Origin of the sequence: Stieleria magnilauensis, from assembly GCA_007753675.1 — a bacterium.
In the GTDB taxonomy this organism is placed as follows: Bacteria; Planctomycetota; Planctomycetia; order Pirellulales; family Pirellulaceae; genus Stieleria; species Stieleria magnilauensis.
Window position 1 is genome coordinate 3,443,033 of record CP036432.1, and the last position, 24,203, is coordinate 3,467,235.

Annotated in this window: 16 protein-coding genes; 10 read left to right on the forward strand and 6 right to left on the reverse strand. The window is 58.7% G+C overall.

Annotation, left to right across the window (positions count from 1 at the left end; genetic code table 11):
* A complete protein-coding gene (locus TBK1r_RS12140; protein ID WP_419581269.1) occupies nt 1-1,137 on the reverse strand; it encodes a GNAT family N-acetyltransferase in 1,137 nt (378 codons plus the stop codon).
* 477 nt (nt 1,138-1,614) lie between these two features.
* On the opposite strand from TBK1r_RS12140, the gene TBK1r_RS12145 reads away from it, so the two are divergent.
* From TBK1r_RS12145 to moeB, 5 genes are read left to right on the forward strand one after another with little or no spacing between them, the layout of a single operon-like run.
* Nucleotides 1,615-3,141: a lipopolysaccharide biosynthesis protein gene (locus TBK1r_RS12145; RefSeq protein ID WP_145210623.1), complete on the forward strand. Its 1,527-nt coding sequence runs from the start codon at nt 1,615-1,617 to the stop codon at nt 3,139-3,141.
* Nucleotides 3,138-4,418 (forward strand): carboxylate--amine ligase, encoded by a 1,281-nt coding sequence (locus TBK1r_RS12150; RefSeq protein ID WP_419581270.1) that lies wholly within the window; start codon nt 3,138-3,140, stop codon nt 4,416-4,418. Before TBK1r_RS12145 ends, TBK1r_RS12150 begins: the two co-directional genes overlap by 4 nt.
* A 47-nt stretch (nt 4,419-4,465) precedes the next feature.
* Nucleotides 4,466-5,245, forward strand: a complete 780-nt coding sequence (locus TBK1r_RS12155) for a TOMM precursor leader peptide-binding protein (RefSeq protein WP_145210630.1) — start codon at nt 4,466-4,468, stop codon at nt 5,243-5,245.
* Nucleotides 5,242-5,511, forward strand: coding sequence for a MoaD/ThiS family protein (locus tag TBK1r_RS12160; RefSeq protein ID WP_145210633.1), 270 nt, complete (start codon nt 5,242-5,244; stop codon nt 5,509-5,511). The genes TBK1r_RS12155 and TBK1r_RS12160 overlap by 4 nt, the downstream gene beginning before the upstream one ends.
* 4 nt (nt 5,512-5,515) lie before the next feature.
* A complete protein-coding gene (moeB, locus tag TBK1r_RS12165; protein WP_145210636.1) occupies nt 5,516-6,661 on the forward strand; it encodes a molybdopterin-synthase adenylyltransferase MoeB in 1,146 nt (381 codons plus the stop codon).
* A gap of 226 nt (nt 6,662-6,887) precedes the next feature.
* Here the strand turns inward: moeB and TBK1r_RS12170 are convergent, their stop codons facing one another.
* The 5 genes from TBK1r_RS12170 to TBK1r_RS12190 all read right to left on the reverse strand — a co-directional run bounded on the left by TBK1r_RS12170 (nt 6,888) and on the right by TBK1r_RS12190 (nt 14,901).
* On the reverse strand, nt 6,888-7,526 hold the full coding sequence (locus TBK1r_RS12170) for an ABC transporter ATP-binding protein (RefSeq protein ID WP_145210640.1): 639 nt from the start codon (nt 7,524-7,526) through the stop codon (nt 6,888-6,890).
* Nucleotides 7,523-8,356: an ABC transporter permease gene (locus tag TBK1r_RS12175; RefSeq protein ID WP_473772505.1), complete on the reverse strand. Its 834-nt coding sequence runs from the start codon at nt 8,354-8,356 to the stop codon at nt 7,523-7,525. The genes TBK1r_RS12170 and TBK1r_RS12175 overlap by 4 nt, the downstream gene beginning before the upstream one ends.
* 4 nt (nt 8,357-8,360) lie before the next feature.
* Nucleotides 8,361-9,860 carry a molybdate ABC transporter substrate-binding protein gene (modA, locus tag TBK1r_RS12180; protein WP_145210645.1) on the reverse strand — a complete coding sequence of 500 codons (1,500 nt, stop codon included), beginning with the start codon at nt 9,858-9,860 and terminating at the stop codon, nt 8,361-8,363.
* A gap of 9 nt (nt 9,861-9,869) precedes the next feature.
* Entirely contained in the window at nt 9,870-10,904 is a 1,035-nt protein-coding gene (locus tag TBK1r_RS12185) for a hypothetical protein (protein ID WP_145210648.1), read from the reverse strand.
* A gap of 79 nt (nt 10,905-10,983) precedes the next feature.
* Nucleotides 10,984-14,901, reverse strand: a complete 3,918-nt coding sequence (locus tag TBK1r_RS12190; RefSeq protein ID WP_145210652.1) for an outer membrane protein assembly factor BamB family protein — start codon at nt 14,899-14,901, stop codon at nt 10,984-10,986.
* A gap of 415 nt (nt 14,902-15,316) precedes the next feature.
* Here TBK1r_RS12190 and TBK1r_RS12195 point away from each other — a divergent pair, with 415 nt between their 5' ends.
* From TBK1r_RS12195 to TBK1r_RS12215, 5 genes are all read left to right on the forward strand, one after another.
* The gene (locus TBK1r_RS12195) at nt 15,317-16,738 is read left to right on the forward strand and encodes an efflux RND transporter periplasmic adaptor subunit (protein ID WP_145210655.1); all 1,422 of its coding nucleotides are present in this window, start codon (nt 15,317-15,319) and stop codon (nt 16,736-16,738) included.
* Nucleotides 16,739-16,973: 235 nt separating this feature from the next.
* Entirely contained in the window at nt 16,974-20,111 is a 3,138-nt protein-coding gene (locus TBK1r_RS12200) for an efflux RND transporter permease subunit (RefSeq protein WP_145210657.1), read from the forward strand.
* A gap of 141 nt (nt 20,112-20,252) precedes the next feature.
* Entirely contained in the window at nt 20,253-21,410 is a 1,158-nt protein-coding gene (gene ppk2 / locus TBK1r_RS12205; protein WP_145210660.1) for a polyphosphate kinase 2, read from the forward strand.
* A 175-nt stretch (nt 21,411-21,585) separates the two neighbouring features.
* On the forward strand, nt 21,586-21,933 hold the full coding sequence (locus TBK1r_RS12210; RefSeq protein WP_145210663.1) for a hypothetical protein: 348 nt from the start codon (nt 21,586-21,588) through the stop codon (nt 21,931-21,933).
* Nucleotides 21,934-22,767: 834 nt separating this feature from the next.
* Nucleotides 22,768-24,192 (forward strand): sigma-54-dependent transcriptional regulator, encoded by a 1,425-nt coding sequence (locus TBK1r_RS12215; protein ID WP_145210666.1) that lies wholly within the window; start codon nt 22,768-22,770, stop codon nt 24,190-24,192.
* The last annotated feature ends 11 nt before the right edge of the window (nt 24,193-24,203 follow it).

A 24,203-nucleotide genomic window follows, 5' to 3' on the forward strand; every position in this document is an offset into this window, starting at 1 on the left:
CTAGGACTGCGGTTGACCGATCCCGAGTCCCGACTTGACCAGGTTCTTAAAGGTCACGCCGACCTTGACGACTTGTTGACGCAATTGAGCCGATCGCCTGGGGCTGCAGACTCGAATCTCCTGAGCCGGCATCAACTCAGCCCGCCAACGCAATTTGTACGGTTCATCTCCACGCATCATGTCAAACGTCGTTCGCCCCGTCTCAATCGATTGACGGATCGCGTGGCAAAACATGCTCAACCCCGGACGTAACGCTTCGGCGTCCGGGTCCATGCCTGATTGGTAAAAGTACCAACGGTCGTTGTCTACGATCGCGAAATGGGCCGCCACCGGAACACCATCATTGGTCGCAATGATCAATTCCAGTAACCCGGCATCGAGTAGTTGGGATGCCGCATCACGCAGGAACACGTCAAAGGGCGGATGGTCGAAACAGCCCGTCGTACCGGACGCGTGCCGACGTCGTTGATGAAGCGCGACGAAGTGATCCCACACCGCTTCGAGCTGTTGCTGGTTCTCCACCCGATCCACGCGAACCGTTCCCGTATCGATATTCTTCAGCGACTGGCGAACCTCGCGACGGCCGCTCTTGGATCGCATGCGGACGTATTCGTCCCAGGTGGCGGGCAGATCGATCGCGTAGCACCCCAACCCGTCGGCAAGTTCAACATCTAGTTTTTCCCGTTGCATCGCCTCGACCAACGTGTTCATCGTCCGATCCGATCGATCGACTCCGATCAACTCGATCGCATCCCAGAGCAGACATTGTTCGCCGGCATTCTCGGTCGGATCCGCCGAGTGGGCCAACCAACGAGCGACCGCGGAACAGGCGTCGTCGATGTCACCATCGGCGACCAGCAGCGACAAGTGATCGGTACACGCTTTTCCAGAGCCCAGAAACTGGATCGTCTTACCGGTTCCGACGCGACTCTGCAAACACCATGGCGCAAAGGCGATGATTTCGTCTTGCCGTTTGATTTTCAATACACACAAACGGTAATCGCCTTGGTAGGCACGCCACCAACTGCCCAACCACTCCCATCGTTGTAGCGGGTTGCGGGCGAGCTCGTTCCAGCGAGCCAAGTCGTCCGCGGAAAGTTGTTCGACGTTTGTGATCAATTCAACCGATGACATCATGCTTCGTTCCGGCCAGGGATTCGGGTGTTTCCGAAAGCGTACGTGGATCGGTCCACGCAAAGAACTGTGGGTTGAAGCATCGGCAAGGCAAACCGATGGAGGCAACTTGCCGAGGGAACTCGAATCACATCCGCCGGTTGCACCGTCTGTGTCGGCGGCCATTAGGGTCGACCCGCGTGTGAACTCCATCGGCCGACGGACACGAACCCACGGGCAGTCGCGCTGCCGCCCCTGCGGCCCCACCCTGAAACCAGTTCGCGAATCGATCAATCCGCGCAACCGACCCCATCGAAACAAACCGAACGTGCCATTGCGCCAAAAACAGCTCGCGGTCCGGATCACCGCAAGCCGCTTTGTTGGCAACGTAAGGTTAGCCAACGGTGGTCGTTCGTCGCGGGATTCGCGGTTCGGGACACAAGGACGGCTGTCACCAACCCACGATCGCAACGACATTCGACGTTTACGCTTTTGCCGTCCATGAGCCAAGCCACCTTTTCTCAACCGCGTCCGAAGTCGGCCAAGAAGATCGTCGCCGATTCGTTCTCCCAAAGTGTTGTCCTGATCAGCCTGCTGATGATCGTGCAGCGCGGCATCGGCTTTGTCCGCAGCTTTTATGTTTGCGGCACGCTGTCGGCAGCCGAAGTCGGCCGTTGGGATTTGGCGTTCAGCTTTTTGATGCTGGTCGCTCCGCTGGCGGTGTTCGGTATCCCCGGCTCCTTCGGACGCTATGTCGCCCGGTTCGAAAACAAGGGCCAGCAATCGCGTTTCCTTCGCCAGACCCTGTTGGCCTGTCTCGCGCTGACGCTGTTGGCGTCCGTCTCGATCTGGTGGTTCCGAGAAACCGTCGCGCGATACTTTTTCGGCAGCGCCGACGATGCACCGTTGGTCTCGCTGTTGGCGATCGGGCTACCCGTCGTCGTGTTCTTTAATTTCGCCACCAGTTGGTTCTCAGGGAAACGTCTCAATCGATTCGTCTTTCGCATCCAGTTCGCACAAACCCTGTTCTTCGCCCTGCTGTGCGTCGTCCTGTTTCAACTGACTTCGGTCAGTGCGTTTTCGGTCATCGTCGCCTACCTGGTTTCCTGTTTCGTCGGCACCACACTTGCCGCCAGCTACACCTTGATCGACGGACGATCCGATTCGGAGCACGGGGACGATCACGAAACGACCGACCCAGCCGATCCGATTTGGCGAAAGATCCTTCCCTTTGCCGTCTGGGTTTGGATCAGCAATGCGTTAATCAATCTGTTTTCGGTCTGTGACCGATTGCTGTTGGTCAACTTTTATCCCGATCAACAGGTCGACATTCAATTCCTGGTCGGCCAGTACCACACCGCATGTATCTTTCCCTTGTTGCTGATGACCATCGGCGCGATGGCGGGATCGACCGGGATGCCCTATTTGAGCAAGGACTGGGAATCGGGTGACCGACAAGCGGTCGCCGATCGGATGAATCTGATGCTCAAAGCGATCGGTTTGTTCTGCGTCACCGCATCGGTCGGCATTCTGCTGCTCGCCCCGCTGTTGTTCGGTCAAATTTGGAAAGACAAATTTGCGATGGGCGAGTCGTTGTTGCCGATGACGCTTTGTTATTGTTCATTGGCGGCGATGACGATGGTTGCCCAAAAGTACTTCTGGTGCCTGGAAAAGACCTGGATCAGCAGTTGCTTTTTGCTGCTCGGGTTGGTCTGCAATTTCCTGGTCGGTCTGGCACTGATCGGCGAATTCGGCATCGACGGTGTCGTCGCCTCCACGTTGATTTCGCACGCGATCGTCTTGGCCGGTGTGCTGCTGATCAGCAAGTATCACAAGCTCCGAATCGATTTCGGCGTGTTTGTGGTTTCCATCGCATTGTTTGCGCTCTGCTTCGGCAAATGGATCGCCCTGCTGTGCCTGATCCCCTTGCTGCTGAGCGTTTGGTTCACCCCTCTTCTCTTCAGCGATGCGTTTCGTCGCAACGCGATCGCGAAACTTCGCTCCACTCTTGCTGGGAATACTCCATGAGTTTGGCAGAATTAATCGACCAACCAGAGTTTGGCCATCACGAAGCCCTCCGACATCAGACGCGCCGCGTGTTGCTGCTGGGCAATGACGACCGCGTCCTGCTGGCCGTCGCGCGGGGATTGGGACGCAACGGCATCTCGGTCGACGTCGCCTGGAGCGATCCGGATTCACCGGCACTGAAATCCCAATATGTTCACGCGTTTCACTCCGTCGTCCCCTACTCGCCCCACGACGATCAATGGCTCGATGGCTTGCATCGATTGGTCAAGCAATATGACTACGATCTGGTCATCCCTTGCAACGATTATGCTGTTGTGCCGCTGCAGCTTGAACGCGAGAAACTGGATCCCGACACCCATTGGTACCTGATCAACGACGACGCCTTTCAGGTCGCATTTGACAAAGCCAAAACAAGCCGCGTCGCATCGGAACTGGGAATCAACGTGCCGCGTGAATGTGAAATCACCGACGCCGACGTTCAAACCGGTTTCTCGAACCGGGAATTCAGCCTGCACGACCGTCGCTCGCTGCGATTTCCGGTTTACGTCAAACCACGCTCCTCGATCACCGCATCGGACGTGACAAACAAACGTGCCGCGCAGCGGGTCGATTCGCCCGACGCGTTGGCTGAATACCTGATTCATGAGTTCCCCGACGACGGCGTGCTCATCCAGGAAAGTTTTTCGGGAGTCGGAATCGGCGTCGAAATCCTGGCCCACCAAGGGCAGGTTCTGATGCAAATCCAGCATCAACGGCTACGCGAAACGATCGACGGAGGCAGCACGTACCGAGAAACGATCGACGAAATACCCGAGTTGACCGAAGCGACACGAAAACTGGTCCAGCATCTGAACTACACCGGGGTCGGGATGTTCGAATTTCGCTACAACCGCGAAACCGGTGACTGGGTGTTCCTGGAAATCAACGCGCGGTTCTGGGGCTCGTTGCCGCTGGCGATCGCGGCCAAAGCGAATTTCCCGTTTGCCTTGTATGAATTGTTGGTCAAAGGCCAAACAGACTTTCACACCAACCACACGATTGGCGTCCGTTGCCGAAATCTGATCAACGATCTGCGTGCCTTCCGGCATCAGAAGGCAGAGGAATTTGAGCTGGAAAACTTGTTGTTCGGTAAGGACTATCTCGATTTCTATGCCCCCGATGATTGGCGTCCCCAGCTCGCCACGCTCGTGAATTTCGCCCGATCGGTACTGGGAAAATTCACGCGGCACTTCAAAGCTTCGATCGGTAGGAATCAACGCGTTAACGCGATAAACTAGGCCGGCCCGACCGATCGATTCCGCCCTGTTCCAGCGTGCTGAGCCTGATGCCGACCCCCAAACCACTCACCGACGAAGAACGCGCCACCTACCAATGGCAGATGTGGGTCCCCGACTTCGGCGAATCGGGGCAGGAAAAACTGAAGGACGCATCGGTGATGATCTCGCGGGTCGGCGGCGTTGGCAGTGTGGTAGCGTACGAGCTTGCCGCGGCGGGAGTCGGAAAAATGGTGCTCGCGCACGCCGGCAACGTGAAGCCGAGCGACCTGAATCGCCAACTGTTGATGACACACGATTGGATCGGCAAGCCGCGGATCGAGTCCATTCGACGCCGGTTGTTGGACTTGAATCCTCGGCTGGAAATCGTGGCCGTGGGAGAAAACGTCAGCCAGTCCAACGCCGCCGAATTGGTCGCCCAATGCGACATCGTCGTCGACTGTGCGCCGCTGTTTCCCGAACGATTCGCGATGAACGAACAAGCGGTGTTGCAAAACAAACCGATGGTCGAATGTGCGATGTACGAACTGGAAGCACATCTGACCACGCTGATCCCGGGCCGGTCGCCCTGTCTACGCTGCCTGTTCCCCCAAGAGCCGCCGACCTGGACCCGCCAATTCCCCGTCTTCGGCGCCGTCTCCGGCACCGTCGCCTGCATGGCAGCGATGGAAACGATCAAAACAATCGCCGGAATCGGCGACCCGCTCGCCGGCCGTTTGCTTAAAATGGATTTACGGGACATGAGCTTCCACCGGCTCAACGTGACTCGTCGTCCCGATTGCCCCACCTGTGGCCACCTGCCACCGGATCCCTCCACGGATGCCGCATGAAAGTCATCATACCTACCGCGCTGCGAAAACATACCGACGGGCAGAATCATCTCTCCGTCACCGCCACGACGGTCGAAGACGCCTTGAAGCAAGTCGTCACGGCGCACCCGGAGCTGCGCAGCAGTCTGTTCGATGATCGCGACCAATTGGTTTCGTTCGTCAACGTCTTTGTCAACGATCGCAACATCCGTGACTTGGAAAACGAAGCGACGCCGCTGACCGAATCGGACGAAATTCTGTTGGTACCGGCGATCGCCGGAGGTTAAACGCATGGCGGAGAAATCACTTCTGGCGCGAGAAGAGACGGCTCGCTACGCGCGGCATCTGACATTGCCGGAAGTCGGCACCGATGGCCAGGTCAAACTGAAATCCGCCTCGGTCTTGATCGTCGGAACCGGGGGACTGGGATCACCGGTCAGCCTGTATCTGGCCGCCGCCGGCGTCGGCCGGCTTGGGATCGTCGACTTTGACCGCGTCGAGTATTCGAATCTGCAGCGTCAAATCATCCATGGCTCCGACGACGTCGGCCGACCCAAAGTCCAGTCGGCTGCCGAATCCATCCGACGCGTCAATCCTTTGATCCAAGTCGACCAGCACGACAAAGCGTTCACCAGCGCCAATGCGATGCGGATCGGCGCCGAGTATGACATCATCATCGATGGCACCGATAACTTCGCCACACGGTATCTAGTCAACGACGTCTGCGTGCTGCTCGGCAAACCAAATTGCTACGGCAGTATCTTTCGATTCGAAGGTCAGGCGTCCGTGTTCGGACTTCCCGGCGGCCCCTGCTATCGATGCCTGTACCCGAAACCGCCCGATCCCGGAATGATCCCCAACTGCGCCGAAGGCGGGGTGCTGGGGATCTTGCCAGGCATCGTCGGAACGATCCAAGCGACCGAAGCGATCAAGTTGATCCTGGGGATCGGCGCGTCCCTTTCCGGCAGACTGCTGTTGCTCGATGCCCTGGAGATGAAGTTTCGCGAATTAAAAGTCAGCCGAGATCCGAGATGCCCGGTGTGTGGCGACCAGCCGACAATCACCGCGCCGATCGACTACGACCAGTTCTGCGGGACGCCCAAACAGGACGCCGCGCAGAGCCCCTGGGACATTGAGCCGACCGAATTGAAACAGCGGATGGACGCCGCCGAGCCGATGACGATCTTGGACGTCCGGCAGCAACATGAATATGAGATCTGCAATCTCGGCGGGACCCTGATTCCGCTCGATGAATTGCCGACACGAACCGACGAATTGGATCGTTCGTTGCCGATCGTCGTCCACTGCAAGATGGGCTTGCGAAGTGCCAAAGCCGTCCAGTTGTTACGCGACGCGGGATTCACCGACGTCAGTAATTTGAACGGCGGGATCAATCGCTGGTCCAAACAGATTGATTCCTCCGTACCGACGTATTAGTGCTGCAACCGCTTGATGACAGCGGGACGAAATCGGGGCAACGGAGAGACTGGTCAAAAAATGGGGAATGGGTGCGTGGCGGTCTCACCTGGTAGCGGACACGTGATCGAGGGTTTGACGGAGCCCATCCGCCTACGCTAGGCGTCCATCGCGGCCACCAAATTTTTTGACCACCAAATTTTTTGACCATTCAATTTTCTGACTAACCCATTTTTTGACCAACCCGTCAGCCCTCCGTCAACACTCCGTCGTTAAGTTCAAAACGCTGATCAGCCAGCACTTCGGCTTCTTCGTTGCTGTGCGTGACGTGCAGCGTCGTGACTCCGGTGGTCGTTTTGACCCGTTTGAGCAACTCGTGCATTTCCGCCCGGGTCGATTCGTCGAGCGCACTAAGCGGTTCATCGAGCAACAAGACGGCGGGGCGAAATGACAGTGCCCGCCCGAGTGCGACGCGTTGTGATTCACCACCACTGAGCGCGTCCACCTTGCGTCCCAACAACGGCATGATCCCGAGCACTTCGGCGAGTTGAGAAATTCTGTCGTCGATTTCGCTCTGCGGACGTTTCCGCAACCGCAGCGCGAACGCCAAATGTTGTGCGACCGTCAGCGTGGGAAACAGCGCCAGGTCTTGGGGGACATATCCGATCTGGCGATCGCCCGGCAACCAAGTCGTCACGTCCACGCCATCGATCAGAATCCGCCCCGACGTGATCTTGCGCAACCCGCAAATCGATTCCAGGATCGTGGTCTTGCCGCGACCGGTCCGCCCCATCAGCACCGCGTATTTCCCGCGGGGCACTTGCATGCAGATGCCCGAGAGCGAGAACTCGCCGGCATGAATGGAAACATCGTCCAGCTCGATCACGCGTTCAACCCCGTTCCCAGCACGCGGAGAATCAACAACACGACGACCGCCATCGCGACCATCAACAGCGAGACGGCGACGGCGGCGTTCAACTGACCGATGCTCAATTCCAAAAAGACCGTCGTCGAAAGCACCTCGGTCCGCATCCGTGTCGCACCGGCAAACACCAGGATCGGTCCGAACTCGCCGAGCGCCCGAGCCCAGGCAATCGTCGTCGCGGCGATCATCCCGCGCCACGCCTGCGGCAGCGCGATTTGCATGAACGCCTGACCCCGCGTGCAACCCAGCGTCCGCGCCACGTCTTCGGCACGCGGATCGATTTGGTCAAACGTCACCCGCATCGTTCGCACTGCAAACGCACACGCGACCGAGAACTGGGCGAGCACAACGGCGGGCCATTGATACGTGACCGGAAAACCGACGCTGTCACGCAACCAGGCTTCCAATTCCCAACCGAAAATCGGCAGGTGAAACAGAATCAACAGACTCAGTCCCAGCACCAACGGTGGCAACACGATCGGAATATCGACCAGGGTGTCAACCAGCCAACGGCCGGGGAATCGATAGCGCGACAACAGGTACCCCAGCGGCGTCGCGACCCACAACGACAACACCGCCGCCGCCGAACAACTCAAGATCGTCAACCGAAACGCAGCCTGAATCTCCGGCTTTCGAAGTGCATCGATAAAGTCGCTCGGGGAAGTGAACACGACATCGGCGGCCAACAGCAGCACAATCAAGATGATGAAGCAGGCCGAGATCCCGCCCATCACCAAGAAGAACGGCGTGTCGCTGCGACGCCGAAACGTCGGCGACGAAGTAGCTTTCACCGGCTCACTCATCAGTCACATCGTTGCCGAGATTCTGCCAACGAAATCCTTCGGCGGCGAAGATGTCTTGCGACTCGGTGGAGCAGATTTGTTGGAACAATCGCGATGCCAGGTTCGGATACGGCGACTCTTTGGCGACCGCCCAGGGCTGGGTGGCAACGCTACATTCGATGCCTTGAATGCGGATCGCGTCCAAGAATTCTGACGCACCAGCCGCGTTGCTCAAGTACGCCACCGCGGCGTCTAGCGAACCGGTCTGCAATTGGTTGACCAGCATGTCGCCGGTCGGCGTTTGAACGGTCACGTTGGGCATGATCTCTTGCTGCACCCCGCCTTCGCGAAACGTGTTCTGAGTGATCCAACCCATCGCGCATTGCTTTTCGTGGCCGATCCCCACACGCAAACCTACTTTGGCCAAGTCACGCAGCGAAGCGATCCCCTTGGGATTTCCTTTCTGCACCAAGATCACCAATTCATTCTGCGAAACGGGAACGGGTTCGGGAAACAGGTCGTGGACTTGGTTCATGAATTCACTGTCACAAGCGAAGTACGCGTCCGGATGCTGGCCGGCTTTCATCTGCGCCACCAAGATGCCGCACCCGTTGTAGACGCGATTGACCTTCACCCCTTCGCGTTTTTCAAACGCCGCGATCGTGTCTTCGATCGCCGGACGCAGCATCGATCCGGCGAACACGGACAATTCGGGTTGGTCGGCCCAGTTGTCACCGCCAGAGACGCGGAAGCCGTGATCGGCGTAATGCTGCAAGCCTCGATCAGCGGATGAAATGTAGCGGGCGAAATGCAACGCATCGGCGGAATGCTGGGTCGACGCGATCACCCCGACGGAAATCTGTGACGCCGTCGCGGCCAATTCGGGGATTTCGACAAAGGTCAAATCGGGATAGGTGTGCAACACCGCGTCGTACACGATCCCGGCGTCGGCGGCACCAATCTTGATGTCGTTGGCCACTTCATTGACGGTCCCACGATACGCCTTGGTGGCTTTGTCCAAGCTGTCCCAGCGACCGACCTCACTTAACGATTCACGAACGACCTTGCCGATCGCCGCCGAATCCGGACTTGCCAAGACCACGCGGACATCCTCACGCAACAAGTCGTCCAAGCTTTGGATCGATTTGGGATTCCCCTTGGGCACCGCGATCACGGCTTGCATTTTCGCGATCGGGATCTCTTCGGCGATCAGCCCCTTTTCCTTGCCCAATTTCAGGTAGCTGTCATCGGCCGGCAGATACAGGTCCCCCTGTTTGGCCACTTCGATCGACGACAGCAGCGTTTGCGACGGCCCGTATTGAATGTCGACGCTGCGTTCGAACTCCTGCTCGTATTCCTCTCGGATCGATTCCATCACCGCCCGGTTGCTGGCGGCGCAGTACAGCATCACTGCCCGTCCGCTCGTGGAGGGTTTGTCTCGGTCACCGAGCAACAGGACGATGCCGATCAACGCGACCAGCGAGCCGGCCATCAAAATGTAGGTGCGATTCATGGTTTTAGTTTACTTGCGGCCCTGCGGGATCGGAACCAGGACAGGATTGCGATTGCGTCCTTCTTCCGCACTACGGTCGGGCGGACGATTGTCGATGTCACCAAAAAGCTGACCGTCCCAATCGGCGTCGATCAGCAAATCAAAACCGGGGTTCTGCTCTTTGACCTGACAGGAACACGCCCCACTGAGAAAGACCGTCAGTTCTTCCATCAATCGGGCCGACAGGTCACGTGCCGGGATGACTTCCAAAGCCCGACCACGTCCAAACACCGGAACCAGCAACGGCTCGCCTGCTTCGAAAGCCGGCAACCGCAACCCCGACAGCAGACCGATCAAAAAGGACTCTTTCGGGTCCTCCGGATCGATCTCCAGCAGGCTGAATTTGACGACCAGCGGCAAGTCGGCGTACAACTCGGACCCCGGCAGCCCGATCCCCTCTGGCAACGTCACCTTCGATGACAGCGTTTCAAATGTCTGTTGGACAAGCTGCTTGGCGTTCTCGTTCTTTTCCTGGTCGGCCGATCGAACCAGCAACCAAACGACACTGTGCCCGGCCAACAGTCGATCCCGGAGTTCGGTTCGAATCGGCGAGTGAAAGATTCCCAACCGATCGGCGTCGGCAAGCGTTCCGTGCCAATGGTTGACGAAACGTCCCCGCCCCAGCTTCGTTCGAACCAAGACATGGGGCAACGTCGTCTTCTCCGCGTTGGCGTCGATTTCTTTCCACAACGCGACACGCTCGCCACTGGCGTCACCGCTGACATCGACCGCCATGACTTTGGCATTGGCATGCCCGCCGTGATTGTCGGTTGACGCATTCAATCGATTCATCAAGGTGGTGTCGGCGGGCGAGAGCGGTCCATCGTGAAAAACAATCACTTCGCAATCATCCGGCGTCCAACGCTCCAGTGCGTAGCGAAAGACCGGAATGTTGCACGCACCGGCGTAAGAACTCCAGCCCAAAAGGATGAAGGTCAGGAGAAGTCCGTGCGAAGGACCAAGCAGTCCGTCGAGAGTTGAACGGTATTCCAAGTGTTCAGCCACGCTTAACAAATTGAATCTCTTGTACGTTGAAACGGAGCCCCAACCGATCCCGGGCTGCAATTTTCCGAAACACATCACGCTACTTTCCAAAACACATCACGCTGCCGTCGAGTGTCGACAGGAATAGGCTTCCGTTGGCGCCGGCCAGCCCGTCCCAGGCGGGCAGCGTGTCCAGCTTGATCTCGTTTTCGATCTCGCCGGTGTCAATGTTCACGGCCAGCAACGACGAGCCGTCTTTGCCCATCAATGCCGCATCTTGGTCATCGAGCAATGCTTGCACTTCCGGATCGCTCTCGCTGAGTTTCTGGAACGTATCTTCTTCGTTGATGGTGTCCGGCGGACCGACGATGAACAGCTTGTTTCCGGCCAACACCATGCCGCGCACATAGACCGGCACGTCCTTGGCCCACTTCGGTTTGACCAGCGAGTCGCCGGGTTTGACGGTGCTGTTGTTTCCGCCTTTTTTGGCGGGGCCTTGATTGCGGCTGGTGAACTGAACGGCTTTGCCGAACTTGCCGTCGACGAGTTTGCCGCCTTCCAGGGTTCCATTATTGCGATGCAGACTGTGATCGCGGGCGGTGCCGTCGTCAAAGCTGACCGCCAACACAGCGTCAGAAGAGATCTCTGATCCGTCGGCGTAGCGCCGGGCAATCTGCTCGGCGCTGGCGGGTTGGAAATACAATCGCACTTCGTCGATCGCACCGGCAAACGGCAACGGAGACGTGTAATTGCCGACGGCGGTCTGCCCGTCCGCACCGATATCCATGCCCTGTGCGGGGTCAATGTGAATCAATCCGCCCGCCTTGCCGGTGGCGGCCAGTTTCCCATCGACATACAGCGACATCGATTTGTCTTCGCCCAAGACCCCGACGACATGATGCCAACCGCCGACGATCCGTTTGGGTCCTTCGACGGTGGCGAGTCCCTGTTCGCCGCGAACCAAGAACTGTGGTTTGCCGGCTTTCAGCGTCAGGGCAAATCCGGCGGACGGCCCGCCGCGGGCGATGATCACACCCTGGGGCTTCGTCGACGTGATCCAGGCCTCGACGGTGATCGGTTTGCCTTGCGGATTCAAGCTCGGCGATTTCGGGAACGAGGCCGAAGGAGCCGACGGGCCGCCGCCGCCACGCTTCTTCCCAAACCCCTCCGGGATCTCCGGCGGGTTCTGCTCGGCGGAGAACAATTGATGTTCCAACACCGTGGTCCAACGCAGGTACTGGGGCTTGCGGCCGTAACCGTAAACGTAGCCGTCGCCCTTGACCAAGATTCGGCCCGAAGGCGCAAACTTGCCGGCTTGATAGTAACCGCCGTGACCACCGGCAAAGCTTTGCCCCAGCACCCAATACGATCGATGGAACCAGGTGTCATCCAGGAATCCCATCGGTGCAAAGATGTGTGCGTCCTCGCCGCGTTGCTTGGACGCCTGGGTGGCGAAGTCGCCGGAATTCGGTCCGATCTCCAGCCGGTTGCCTTCGAAGTCAAATTTCTGAGACTTCATGTAAATGTGCCGCCCGTCGGTGGACAAGATGTCGGGAAGCCCAACCGGCATTTGCAGGATCTGAATTTTTTCCTGCAGGTTGTTGCCGCTGTCGGGATTGGTTTCATCCATGATCGTTTCGGAAAGTTTTTTGCCGGTGGCTAAATCCAGACGCAGCAGACGCAGCCCGCCGTCCAGGAAATTGGATCGTCCGGCGACGGTGTACACCGTGTCGTCGTGAATCAGAACGCTGCCGTGGACCGGCCACAAGGATTCCAGTTGTTCGTACGCCATCGCGCGACGATCCAGCGGCGCGGCACGGTAGCGCCAGACCAATTGCCCGTCGGTGGTCAAGCAATACACCCATCCGTCGGCACCGCCGAAGACGACTCGGCCGCGATGAATCGTCGGCGGCGAATCGATCCGTGCACCGGCGGTGAAGGTCCATTTTGATTCACCCGACTTTTCATCCAAGGCGTGCAGGGTGTGCTGGTCGATCTGAGCCACGTAAACGTTTCCACCGGCGATGACCGGCGAGGTCAGACGGCCACCGAGGTTGACCGTCCACTTGGAATCGACGTCCTCGGAAATCGGGCCGCTGGTCGTGCCGCTGCGGCCCGCGTCGTGACGATACGTCGGCCAGTCATCCGCCGGCGTCGAACCGGTCGGTTCGGCCGCGGCCAATTCCGCTCCAAACGCCGGGCCTTTCTCACGCCGTCCCGCTTCCAGAACCTTGGTCGGGATCGGTCGCGTGGGGGCCAGCGGAGCCAGGGCGTTGAACCCGAACAGCTTGGCTTCCGGATAACAAGCACAATTGTGTGGCGGTGCGTAGGTCAATCCGTTGCACGGCATCACGCCATACAAACACCCACCGCGGACCCAGTGATGGATGTCCCAGTGCTCCTTGTCCGGATCGACAAACTCGATCCCGGTCCGTGACGGCATCAAAAAGTTATCGGTCGCTTTGGCGATGTAGCAGCGGTGGTGAAACCAATACGTGTCCACATCGGGCGCGAACGACTTGACGACTTCACCGGTTCTCGGATTGCGTCCGGTGTAAACGCCGCTGTCCTTGCCCGACGTCAACGGCGCCAACCACACCAGGTCGTTGACGACCATCAAGTCTTGCGGTGATTGATAGCCGCTATTGGGAAAACTCGCTTCCCACAACTTGTCGCCACTCTTGGCGTCGCTGCTGATCATTTTGCCGTCGCCGCCGGCATACAACACCACGTCGTTGTAGACGACCAGACGCGGACCGAAATTAAACGTGAACGCATCGCGGCGGGTCACCGATTCACTTTCCCAAACGACGTCTCCCGAGCGTCCGTCCAGGCTGACGATCTTCTCGCCGTCGTGAAAGTAAAGTTGAGAATCTTTGGCGGCCAAGGTCAGCGGAGAAACCTTGGTCTTCTTGGCCCACAGCTGCTTTCCGGTGCTGGCCTGGAACGCCATCAACACACGCGGTTCTTCGTTCCAGAAAAAGCTGCGCGAGCGTGCCTGGTCGCCGACCGTGCCGTGCAGCGGGGCGTAGTCTTCCAGTTCCGCCTTGCCTTTTCGCACGACCAGGAACAACAGGTCACCGGTCGAGATGATTTCTTCGGTCGCGTTGCTGCCTTCATAGGTCCGTAGCAGCTCACCGGTGGCGGCATCGAGTGCCGAAAGCGGCGCGTTGAATCCCAGCGTGACGAACACTTCCGAGTCCGTCGAAACCAATCGCCGCGACAATTGTGTCGGCCCACTTTTGAGCGGCCAGAGGTGCGGCTGCCAATTGTCGATGTCTTTTTTCCACAACACGCTGCCGTTGAAGGCGTCGCGGGCGATCAATTTCCATTTCGGTGGCAATTGGATCGAGATTCGGCTGCCCTCGTCCATGATGTAAAACATCCGTCCGCCGGTCGAGACCAGCGCGCTCATGCTGGCCATTCGGTCGTGGTGCCGTGACCAGCGCGGGCTGCCCACCCATTGCAAGTGACGCGGCGGCGCGACGACGTCGTCGTGGGCGACCGAGTTGCCCGTGGCATCGTGCAGGTAATGCGACCACTCGTCGATGTTGTCCGGACGCGGCTTGCGAAACTTCGTCCACTGACCGTCTTTCTTGATCAGGGCGACGCCGTTGGGAACCAGCACCCGCGTCACCTCGTCCATTGCCACGTCGCCCAGCGATTCGGCGACCAACAGATTCACCATGTTGTCGACGTAGGGAAGCTGGTGCCCCTCGATGCGGTCGAACGCGACATCCCCGTAACCGCCCTCAGCCAGCACTCGATCGCGAATCGTTGTCAAGCGGTCCGCATCGGTGACCAGACCGTGCACCTGAGTCGAATCGTTTTGTCGCAGCGCCGCGGTGAGCTGACCATCCCCCGCGCCCAGATGCACAAAAAATCCGGCTTTGATGCCCGCTTGATCGATCAGCTTGGCTGCATCGTCCTGCACGTCCGCATGGCAGATGTCGGGAAATCCAGTCACGCCAAGCAACAGCAGGGCACAAACGACGGCTCGAATCGGAAATCGCAACATGAATCAGCTCCGGACGAAGCGGACGGCGGGGGAAAACAGCAAGGCGTTGATTGTAACCGTCAGCGCCGGTCTGCGTCGCCTTCCCAACCCGACTTCCCCATTCGCGGCCAGAAACTCGCGTTTCGCAGGGTCAGAATCCGCCAAGTCATGGTCGGTCCCCCCAAGTCAACTCGCTCTGAGTGACCGACGTCCCCTTCCGGTCGGGATGCGGAATGGTTCAGTGCAGACAGGGGGCTGCTGATTGTGAATCTCGATTCGATTTCAAATTTTGCGGCCCTCGGCGAGGCTGGAGTGCGCATTGCGTTACCGGAAGTGGTCTCGTCGGGCGAAAACGGTGTGTGCATCGTCTTTCCGACCGTGGTTGGGCTGCAGAACCTGGAACGATTGAGCGACTGTCGATGGAGAGAAGGACGACATGAATTTAGCCCTGGCCTGGGGAATGTGGGGTAAGCGATTACTGATCCTCCCACCGATTATTCTGGCGATCGTGGCCTACGTTTGGCTGGTCCAGCATTCCCCTCCGCTATCGATGCAACCGCAAGATGAAGCGTCGCGGTTGCTGGAGACGATCACCGTGCCACGCATGGAGGTTCGTCCGATGGTCAGTGGATTCGGGACAGCCAAGTACGCTCGTTCTTGGCGAGCGGTCACCCAGGTGGAAGGTCGAATCGAACAAATCCATCCGTCGCTTCGACCCGGTTCAAGAATTCGCGCCGATGAAATCTTGCTAAAAATCGACGATTCGGATTATCTGTCCCGCGTCGAGGAATTGGATGCGGCGATTGACCAACAGAACGCAGAGATCGAGCAGCTCGAACAGTCGATTCAAAACGATCGTGAATCACTGGCTCTGGAAGAAGAAGTGCTCCAGGTCCTGCAGCGTGAATTTGATCGCGAGCAAACCCTACTAACACGGCAAGCCGGGTCGGGGGCATCGATCGATGCCAAACGGCGTGAGTTGTTGGCCCAAATAAAAGCGGTTCAAGACCTAAAAAACAGCACGGCCCTGATCACGCCGCAGATCGAAGCGTTGAAAGCGGCGGTGCGTCAATCAGAAGCCCAGAAGCAACAGGCGCTGCGTGACATCGAACGCACGACGATCATCGCACCGTTTGACATGCGTGTGGGCGAGGTGCAGCTCGAGATCGGCCAGTTCGTCGGTGTGGCCGAAGAACTGTTCATCGGCTACAGCGGCGCCGAAATGGAAGTTGAGGTGCAGTTGCCGCTGCAGGACATCCATCGCTTGTTCGTCTCTGAAATCGGCGACGCGGTACCGCAAGAGAAACTGACACCGGAAACGTTGCGAGCGATGTTTCAATTCGAAGCGTTGGTCAACGTTGCGGGCACTGAATCCACCGAATCGTATCGTGGGCGTTTTCTGCGAGTCCGCGAGATTGTTGATGCACAGACCAAGATGGTCGGATTCGTCGTCGGTGTCGAAAACGTCGTGCCCTCGCAACAAAAACGCCCCCAGCCGCCGCTGCTCGAAGGGGCGTTTTGTGACGTCGATATTTTTGGAACACCGCTTCCCGACCGGGTCGTCATTCCGCGTCGAGCCATCCGCAATGGCACGGTGTTTTTGATAGACGAAGAAAATCGCTTGTCAAAGCGCGCCATCGAGGTGACGTTCACCCAGGATGACTATGCAGTGATCGCATCGGGGCTGGAAGGTTCCGAGACGCTGGTCGTCGCCAATCCCTCGCCTGCGATCATCGGCATGTTGGTCGACCCGATCGAGGCCGACGGGGAAGTTGACCAATTGATCGAGTCGGTCAACGCCGGCGGCGACGCATTGCGATTCCACTCGAAAACGCATTCGGCGCCAAACAGGCCTTGATGAAAGTAAGACGCACACGTTCCCGCCTGGGCCGCTGGGCCGAACGTCATTTGACCCTTCAAAACCGGACCTGCGTGCTTGGCTCCCTGGGCACGGGCTCCTTTTACTCGGCCGCCGGCATGGCTCCTGCTTGAGCCATTGAAACGCGGGACTGATCGCCGGATCGGATGCCGCCGACCGGCTCCACTTTATTGCAGTCCATCGGACGCCCCATCACCGACTCGGATCGTTACCAGTGTTAGAAAAACTCGTCAATCACCGAACGTTAGCCAACGTGTTGATGCTGTCGTTCATCGGATTGGGGCTGTACGCCCTGCCTCGATTGCAAAAAGAGACGTTCCCCAGATTTGATAGTTCCGAAATCCAGATCGCGATGACCTATCGCGGCGCATCGGCCGAGGACGTGGAGCAGGGAATCTGCTTGCCGATCGAGGACGCGTTGGACGGGATCCAAAACATCAAGAAGGTCACCTGCACGGCCCAGGAAGGCGCCGCGTCGATCGTCGTCGAAATTCAAGAGGGGGCCGATGTCGCGGCGGCGCTGAATGATATTGAAACGGAAGTCGAAGCGATCTCGGACTTGCCCGAAGGGGCGGAGGACCTGATCGTTACCGAACTCAATCGCACCGATTCGGTGATGACCATCGCGGTCAGCGGCCCCATGGATGAAGATTCGCTGAAAGACTACTGCGAACAGTTCAAGCAGCAACTCAAACGCCTGCCCGGTGTCTCGCTGGTGGAGATCCAAGGTTTTTCCGATCGCCAACTCCGGATCGAGTTGGACACCGATGCGCTGCGCCGCCTGGGGCTGTCCGCCGCAACCGTCTCTCAGGCGGTGCGGAATCAAAACCTGGACATTCCGCTCGGGACCATCGAGTCGGAAGAGGAGGACCTGTTGTTGCGATTGGTCGAACAGAAACAAACCCCGCAAGACATCGAAGAGATCGTCGTCCACGGGGTGCCGGGACGGTCCGAGGTCCGCATCGGTGACATCGGCCGTGTCGTCGATCGCTTTGCCGACGCCGAACAAATGGCATGGATCGATGGCGAGCGTGCCGGCATCATTCAGGTCAACAAAACACGATCCCAGGACACCAGTAGGATTGCCGAGGTGGTGCGTCAGTTCGTTCAGGAAGAACGGCAACGGCAGCCCCTGTTGCAGATCGCGATCACCAGCGATGGGTCCGAACTGATTCTCGAGCGGTTGACGTTGCTGGGAAAGAATGCCTGGCAGGGTGTCGTGTTGGTGTTCCTGGTGCTGTGGTTGTTTTTCAACCTGCGACTCTCCTTTTGGGTCGTGATGAGTTTGCCGGTCTCGTTCATGGGGGCATTTTTTGTGCTGCCGCTGATCGGTCAAAGTCTGAACATGATGTCGTCGGTTGCGATCCTGATGGCGACCGGAATTCTGATGGACGATGGGATCGTGATCGCCGAGAACATCGCCCGCCATATCGCGTCGGGCAAGCCGACGATGCGGGCTGCAGTCGATGGCGTCAAGGAAGTCTCCGGAGGCGTGATTTCCTCGTTTCTGACCACCTGTTGTGTGCTCTGCCCGTTGTTCGTCCTGGAAGGTCACATCGGCAAGGTGCTGCGGCTGATTCCCATGGTGTTGTTGACGACGTTGTTGGTCAGTCTGTTCGAAGCGTTCCTGATTCTCCCGGCGCACTTGGGCCATTCATTAAAGCCTTCCGGTGCGGATGCACCCGGCGGGCTGCGACGAACCATCGACGGTGCGGTCGACTGGGTTCGCGAAAGCGTGTTCGGTCGGCTGGTCGATTGGACGATTCGCTGGCGGTATCTCTCGGTCGGATTGTCGCTCGGCACGTTCATCATGTCGCTGGCGATGGTCGCCGGCGGGTTGGTGAACTTTTCCCCATTTCCGAACCTGGAAGGCGACACCGTCGAAGCTCGAATTCTGATGCCACAGGGCACACCGCTGGCCAAGACCGCCGAGATTGTCGAACTGATCAATGACGCGGCAGCACGGGCCAACGCACGCTTTCCCGATCAACCCGATAACGCCGACTTGGTGCAGTCGGTGATGAGCAAGTTCAACGAGAACAGCGATGCGGGCGAGTCCGGGCCGCACGTCGCGACCGTCTCGATTCGGATGCTGCAGCCCGATCAACGAACGACGTCGACGGCGGATTTCATTCGCGTGATGCGAGAAGAGGTGGGAACCATCCCCAACGCGATCTCCGTCGCGGTTGCCGAAGCGACCTTGGGGCCGGCCGGCCGAGCCGTCGAAGTGCTGTTCAAAAGCGACGATCTTCAGGTGGCCCAAGCGGCAGCGATCGAGACGCAGCAATGGATGGCTCAATTCGCCGGCGTCTATAACTTCAACATGGACCTGAGGCCGGGCAAACAAGAGGTGCGGTTGCACTTGAAACCCGATGCCGTGGCGTTGGGGTTGAATGTCCAAGCGATGGCGAGCCAATTGAGCACGGCGTTCCAAGGGGCAAAGATCAACGATATCCAGGTCGGCGTGGAACAGTACGAAATCAACGTCCAATTGGCACCGGAAAGCCGCGACACACTCGAGTCTTTCCTGGACTTTCGATTCATTCTCGCCGATGGGGCTCAGGTCCCCTTGCAATCCGTTGCCGAGCTGGAGATGACGTATGGCTGGTCGAAAATCACGCGGGTGAACCAGTGGCGGACCGTGACGCTGATCGCCGACACCGATACCGACACGGTCAACACGACCAACTTGATGCGTGAGTTTCAAACTCGCCTGCTGCCGGAACTGGAATCCAAGTACAGCGATCTCAAAATCACGCTCGGCGGCGAAGCCGAACGCTCCAGCGAAACCGGCTCGTCGATGGCTTGGCTGTTCTTGATGGGATTGTTCGGCGTCTACGCGGTGTTGAGCTTCCAATTCGAAAGTTGGCTGGAACCGTTTGTCGTGATGGCGGCCATCCCCATGTCCTTGATCGGCATGATCTTCGGCCACCTGTTGATGGGAATGGACATCAGCATGCCCAGCCTGATCGGGTTCGTGTCGTTGGCCGGGATCGTTGTCAACGATTCCATCCTGCTGGTCTTGTTCTTGAAACAGGAACGATCCGAAGGCAAGCCGATCTACGATTCGGCGCGCAGCGCCAGCCGGCTCCGCTTTCGCGCGATCATGTTGACCAGTTTGACCACCATGGCCGGATTGCTGCCGCTAATGCTCGAACGAAGCACGCAAGCACAGGTGCTGATCCCCACGGCAATCTCGATCGTCTTCGGATTGCTCAGCTCCACCGTCCTGGTGCTCGTCGTCGTCCCGTGTCTGTACGTCGTGTTGTGCGATTGGGGACTGATCACGTCCGACGATCGCGGGGCTGACGAGCACGGAGCTGACCAACGCGGGGCGAGTGGGACACGTTGAGCACCCTCGCGACCCTGACAGGCCTCCGCACCCGCCGGCCGATCGCCGAGATCCTCCGTTTGGCACGTGCTATGCTACAGAAGCCGACTCCCCGCCGTGCCTTTCGCCCGCCTGTCCGCCCCTTGCACCTCCCAATCGGAAATGTCGCCAAAACCCGCCAAACCGTCGAAAAACGGCAGCAGTCGCACGAAGACCAAATCAAAGAAGCAATCCAAACGTCGTAATCGCCTGGTCGCGGAGGGGGACACCTCACCGTCGCTGACCCCCGACGAGCTGGAGGCCTTCGAGGTCGACCAATCGGTCGCCGCGGCCCAGCAGAGCAAGATCACCGCGGTCCGCGACATCATCGAGACGACGCCGCCGCATGACGTGCACACGCTGGCCAAGACGTTGGAAGTGATCATCGATGGCGCCTCACCCGAAGACGCCACCGTGCTGCGCAATGCCTTGCTCAAAAAAGCACGCCCCGGCTCGGCCGGGCGACGCAGCAGCCCCGACGACCAACTCGCCAGCGGCTGGCGTGACGGTGCCTTCCCCTATCGCAACTTGATGTCGCGAAAAAGCTACGAAAAACAAAAGTACCAACTGCAGGTCGAACTGCTCAAACTGCAAGCCTGGGTCAAGGAATCGAAAGAGAAAGTCGTCCTCCTATTTGAAGGCCGCGATGCCGCAGGAAAAGGTGGAACCATCAAACGCTTCATGGAACACCTCAACCCCCGTGGTGCGCGCGTCGTCGCGCTGGAGAAACCGAGCGAAACCGAACGCGGACAATGGTACTTCCAACGCTATATCCAACATCTCCCCACCGCCGGCGAAATCACAATGTTCGACCGATCGTGGTACAACCGCGCCGGAGTCGAACGCGTGATGGGATTCTGTAGCGATGATGAATATGCAGAATTCATGCGGCAAGTCCCCGACTTTGAACGAAACCTGGTCCGCAGCGGCACCTGGTTGATCAAGTTCTGGTTCTCGGTCAGCCAAGACGAACAGCGGAGACGCTTCAAGGAGCGTGAAGCCCATCCGCTGAAACAATGGAAACTCTCGCCGGTCGACCTCGCGTCGCTGGACAAATGGGACGACTACACTCGCGCCAAAGAAGCGATGTTCTTCTATTCAGACACGTACGACGCCCCGTGGACGGTCGTCAAATCGGATTGCAAAAAACGCGCACGACTCAATGCGATGCGATTCGTCTTGAACACCATCCCCTACGCCAATCGAGACCAGGATCGAATCGGCACGGTCGATCCGCTGCTGGTCGGTCGAGCGAATTTGGTCTCCCAGAACCGCGACTAAACCGCAGCCGGGGCGCAACGGCTTGTCGATTCGGACGCGGCACAACCCCACTGCCCCGCCACGGAGCGATCCATAAACCGTCAGCCACCACCCACCCGCATGGATCCAATACGCTACGTTGGTAACGCGTTCTCTTTCTCTCTACCAACCGACCGCTTTGGTCAAGGATTCTAACATGTCAACCGGCAATCCCTACGAAACTCCCAACGTCGCTCAATCGGTCACCTCAACGCGTCGAACCGTCACGGTGAAACGGCTGGACGTGATGTCTTGTGGAATCATGCTGGGCGTGCTGTACGCCCTCATCGGCTTGCTCGTGGGCGGGTTGTTCAGCCTGATGGCACTGGGCGGTGTAGCGGCACAGGGAGGCGACGCGATGGCGGGACTGATCGGCGGCATCGGAGCGATCATCCTGATGCCGTTGTTTTATGGCGTCGGCGGATTCATCGGCGGTGTCATCGGCGCGCTGCTCTACAACCTGTGCGCCACCTTCGTCGGCGGCATCAAGTTCGACCTGGAGTGACCGGCGGCGCTGCAGCGCCATCATCCTTGGCACCCTGGACGACAACGCGGTGAAGCATTTCTTCCCTGCGTTTGACGAGGTGTTTGCGGTATTGGGCGCACGGCATGACCCCGACGGGGTCCAAGCCAGTAGCCGGAGGTGAGCGAAGTTCTTCCCGGAGGTGGCGCTGCCCTGACCTCCGGCTACTCGCTGAAATCCCTCCGGGATACTCGGTTCGCTGCCGCTCTCCTTTGACACCTAACGGAGTGATGCATGTTAGCGGCAGGGCGCAAGCCCTCCGGTCCCTCATCGTTCCCCAAACACCGGAGGGCTCGCGCCCTACCGCTAAAAAATGCTTCACAGCGTTACCCGGTCGGACCGGTTCAGACGGCCTCGCCCCGGCTCCATCCCACCCGGTTCCAACCCACTTGGTCCGCTGTTTGCATCACAGCCTTGTGTCGACCGGGAGCCTAGCTCCCCTGCGTGGAACGCGTCGAGGAGACACTGGAAAAGTGGAACGGCCCATCAAAATCAACGATCGCTTCGGTTTGCTCTGCGAATCCGTCTGGATCACACCGAATTCGATTGTGGCCAACCATCGCCCTGTGTTTCGTCGCCACCCGGCTCCAGCGCGGCAAGACGCCAGGCGGGACTCCCGAGTCGACTGCCGTCGAGACGAAAAAACGCGCCCTGACCGTGCGTTCCTGTCACGAGTGTGCGAGAATGCACGCTCGTTGATCGATGGTATCCAGCCGATCGGACCGATCAACCGGAATGCCAAGGGTTTGGCATGATTGATCGTATCCCCTGATTACCCACCCGCATAAACCTTGCCAACGAGTTCAGCAAGCCACCATGTCCAATTCACCGATCAAGCTCCTGCTGGTTGAAGACGAAGATGATTTCCGCGAAACCTCCGCCCGTTGGATGGAGCGGAAGGGTCATGACGTCAGCGCCGCGGCGAGCGGTGCCGAAGCATTGGAGCTGTGCGCGCAAGACAGCTTTGACGTTGCCGTGTTCGACATGAACATGCCGGGGATGTCCGGGATGGAATTGTTACAGCGTGTGCAGCAGGACAAGATCGAGATGGAAGTGATCATCTTGACCGGCCAAGGGACGATCGAGTCGGCGGTTTCGGCGATGAAGCTGGGCGCCTGCGATTTTTTGACCAAGCCCTGTTCGCTGGGCGACTTGGAACACCACTGCATGTTGGCCCGGGATCGTGGCCGTTTGCGTCGCGAGAACAAACAACTCAAAGCGATCATCTCGCGCAGCCGGCCCGCCCTGGAGCTTGTCGGCGAATCACCGTCGATGCGACAGGTCGTCAAGATGGTGCAAAAGGTAGCCCCCACCGACAAGCCGGTGCTGATCCAGGGTGAGAGCGGGACCGGCAAAGAAGTGGTGGCCCGGGCGATCCAACAAAACAGCAAGCTCGCTGACAAGCCCTTTGTCACGATCAACTGCGCCGCGCTACCCGAGCAGTTGGTCGAAAGCGAATTGTTCGGCCACCAGAAAGGCTCGTTCACCGGGGCAACCTCAGACAAACCCGGCCTGTTCGAGATCGCCGACGGGGGCACGCTGTTCATCGACGAAATCGGCGAGTTGCCGCTTTCGTTGCAACCCAAATTGCTGCGTGTCTTGGAAGACGGTTCGATGCGACGCATCGGATCGCACAAGGAACGTTTTGTCCGCGTCCGAATCATTGCGGCGACCAACCGGGATCTGACCAAAGAAGTCGAATCGGGGAATTTCCGCGAGGACTTGTTCTATCGGGTCAATGTCCTTTCACTGGAACTGCCGCCGTTGCGCGAGCGTGAAGGCGACGTGGACCGGTTGGTCGATCACTACTTGCCGGTCCCCTGGCACGTCGACCAAGCCGCCCGGGATGCGCTCAATCGCTACGCCTGGCCTGGAAACGTGCGTCAGCTGATCAACGTGATCCAACGCGCCACGATCCTGGCCGATGGCCACGACGTGACCCTCGATGATCTCCCCTCGGAAATCGCCGATTGCGTCGACGGTGATGTCGAGCGTCACACCACCGACCGGGCCAGTGCCCCCGAGGCGGCGGAAACCAGCGATGCCGAATCCGCCTTCAAACCCGACTCGCTCAAACTCGACGACATCGCCAAGGCGCACGTCATGTATGTGTTGGCCAAAGAAAACGGCAACAAGGCCAAGGCGGCACGCGTGTTAGGCATTCACCGCCGAAAACTCTACCGCCTGCTGGAACGGTTCAGCTGCAACGAAGCCGAAGCTCCCTTGAGCGTGGTCGAGTGACCCGTCATCGG

What these genes read in the sequence shown, in the direction of transcription:
- ppk2 (WP_145210660.1), top strand. Translation starts at nt 20,253, where the DNA reads ATGTCGCCAAAACCCGCCAAACCGTCGAAAAACGGCAGCAGTCGCACG.
- TBK1r_RS12145 (WP_145210623.1), top strand. Translation starts at nt 1,615, where the DNA reads ATGAGCCAAGCCACCTTTTCTCAACCGCGTCCGAAGTCGGCCAAGAAG.
- TBK1r_RS12160 (WP_145210633.1), top strand. Translation starts at nt 5,242, where the DNA reads ATGAAAGTCATCATACCTACCGCGCTGCGAAAACATACCGACGGGCAG.
- TBK1r_RS12140 (WP_419581269.1), bottom strand. Translation starts at nt 1,137, where the DNA reads ATGATGTCATCGGTTGAATTGATCACAAACGTCGAACAACTTTCCGCG.
- TBK1r_RS12215 (WP_145210666.1), top strand. Translation starts at nt 22,768, where the DNA reads ATGTCCAATTCACCGATCAAGCTCCTGCTGGTTGAAGACGAAGATGAT.
- TBK1r_RS12190 (WP_145210652.1), bottom strand. Translation starts at nt 14,901, where the DNA reads ATGTTGCGATTTCCGATTCGAGCCGTCGTTTGTGCCCTGCTGTTGCTT.
- TBK1r_RS12150 (WP_419581270.1), top strand. Translation starts at nt 3,138, where the DNA reads ATGAGTTTGGCAGAATTAATCGACCAACCAGAGTTTGGCCATCACGAA.
- TBK1r_RS12195 (WP_145210655.1), top strand. Translation starts at nt 15,317, where the DNA reads ATGAATTTAGCCCTGGCCTGGGGAATGTGGGGTAAGCGATTACTGATC.
- moeB (WP_145210636.1), top strand. Translation starts at nt 5,516, where the DNA reads ATGGCGGAGAAATCACTTCTGGCGCGAGAAGAGACGGCTCGCTACGCG.
- TBK1r_RS12155 (WP_145210630.1), top strand. Translation starts at nt 4,466, where the DNA reads ATGCCGACCCCCAAACCACTCACCGACGAAGAACGCGCCACCTACCAA.
- TBK1r_RS12210 (WP_145210663.1), top strand. Translation starts at nt 21,586, where the DNA reads ATGTCAACCGGCAATCCCTACGAAACTCCCAACGTCGCTCAATCGGTC.
- modA (WP_145210645.1), bottom strand. Translation starts at nt 9,860, where the DNA reads ATGAATCGCACCTACATTTTGATGGCCGGCTCGCTGGTCGCGTTGATC.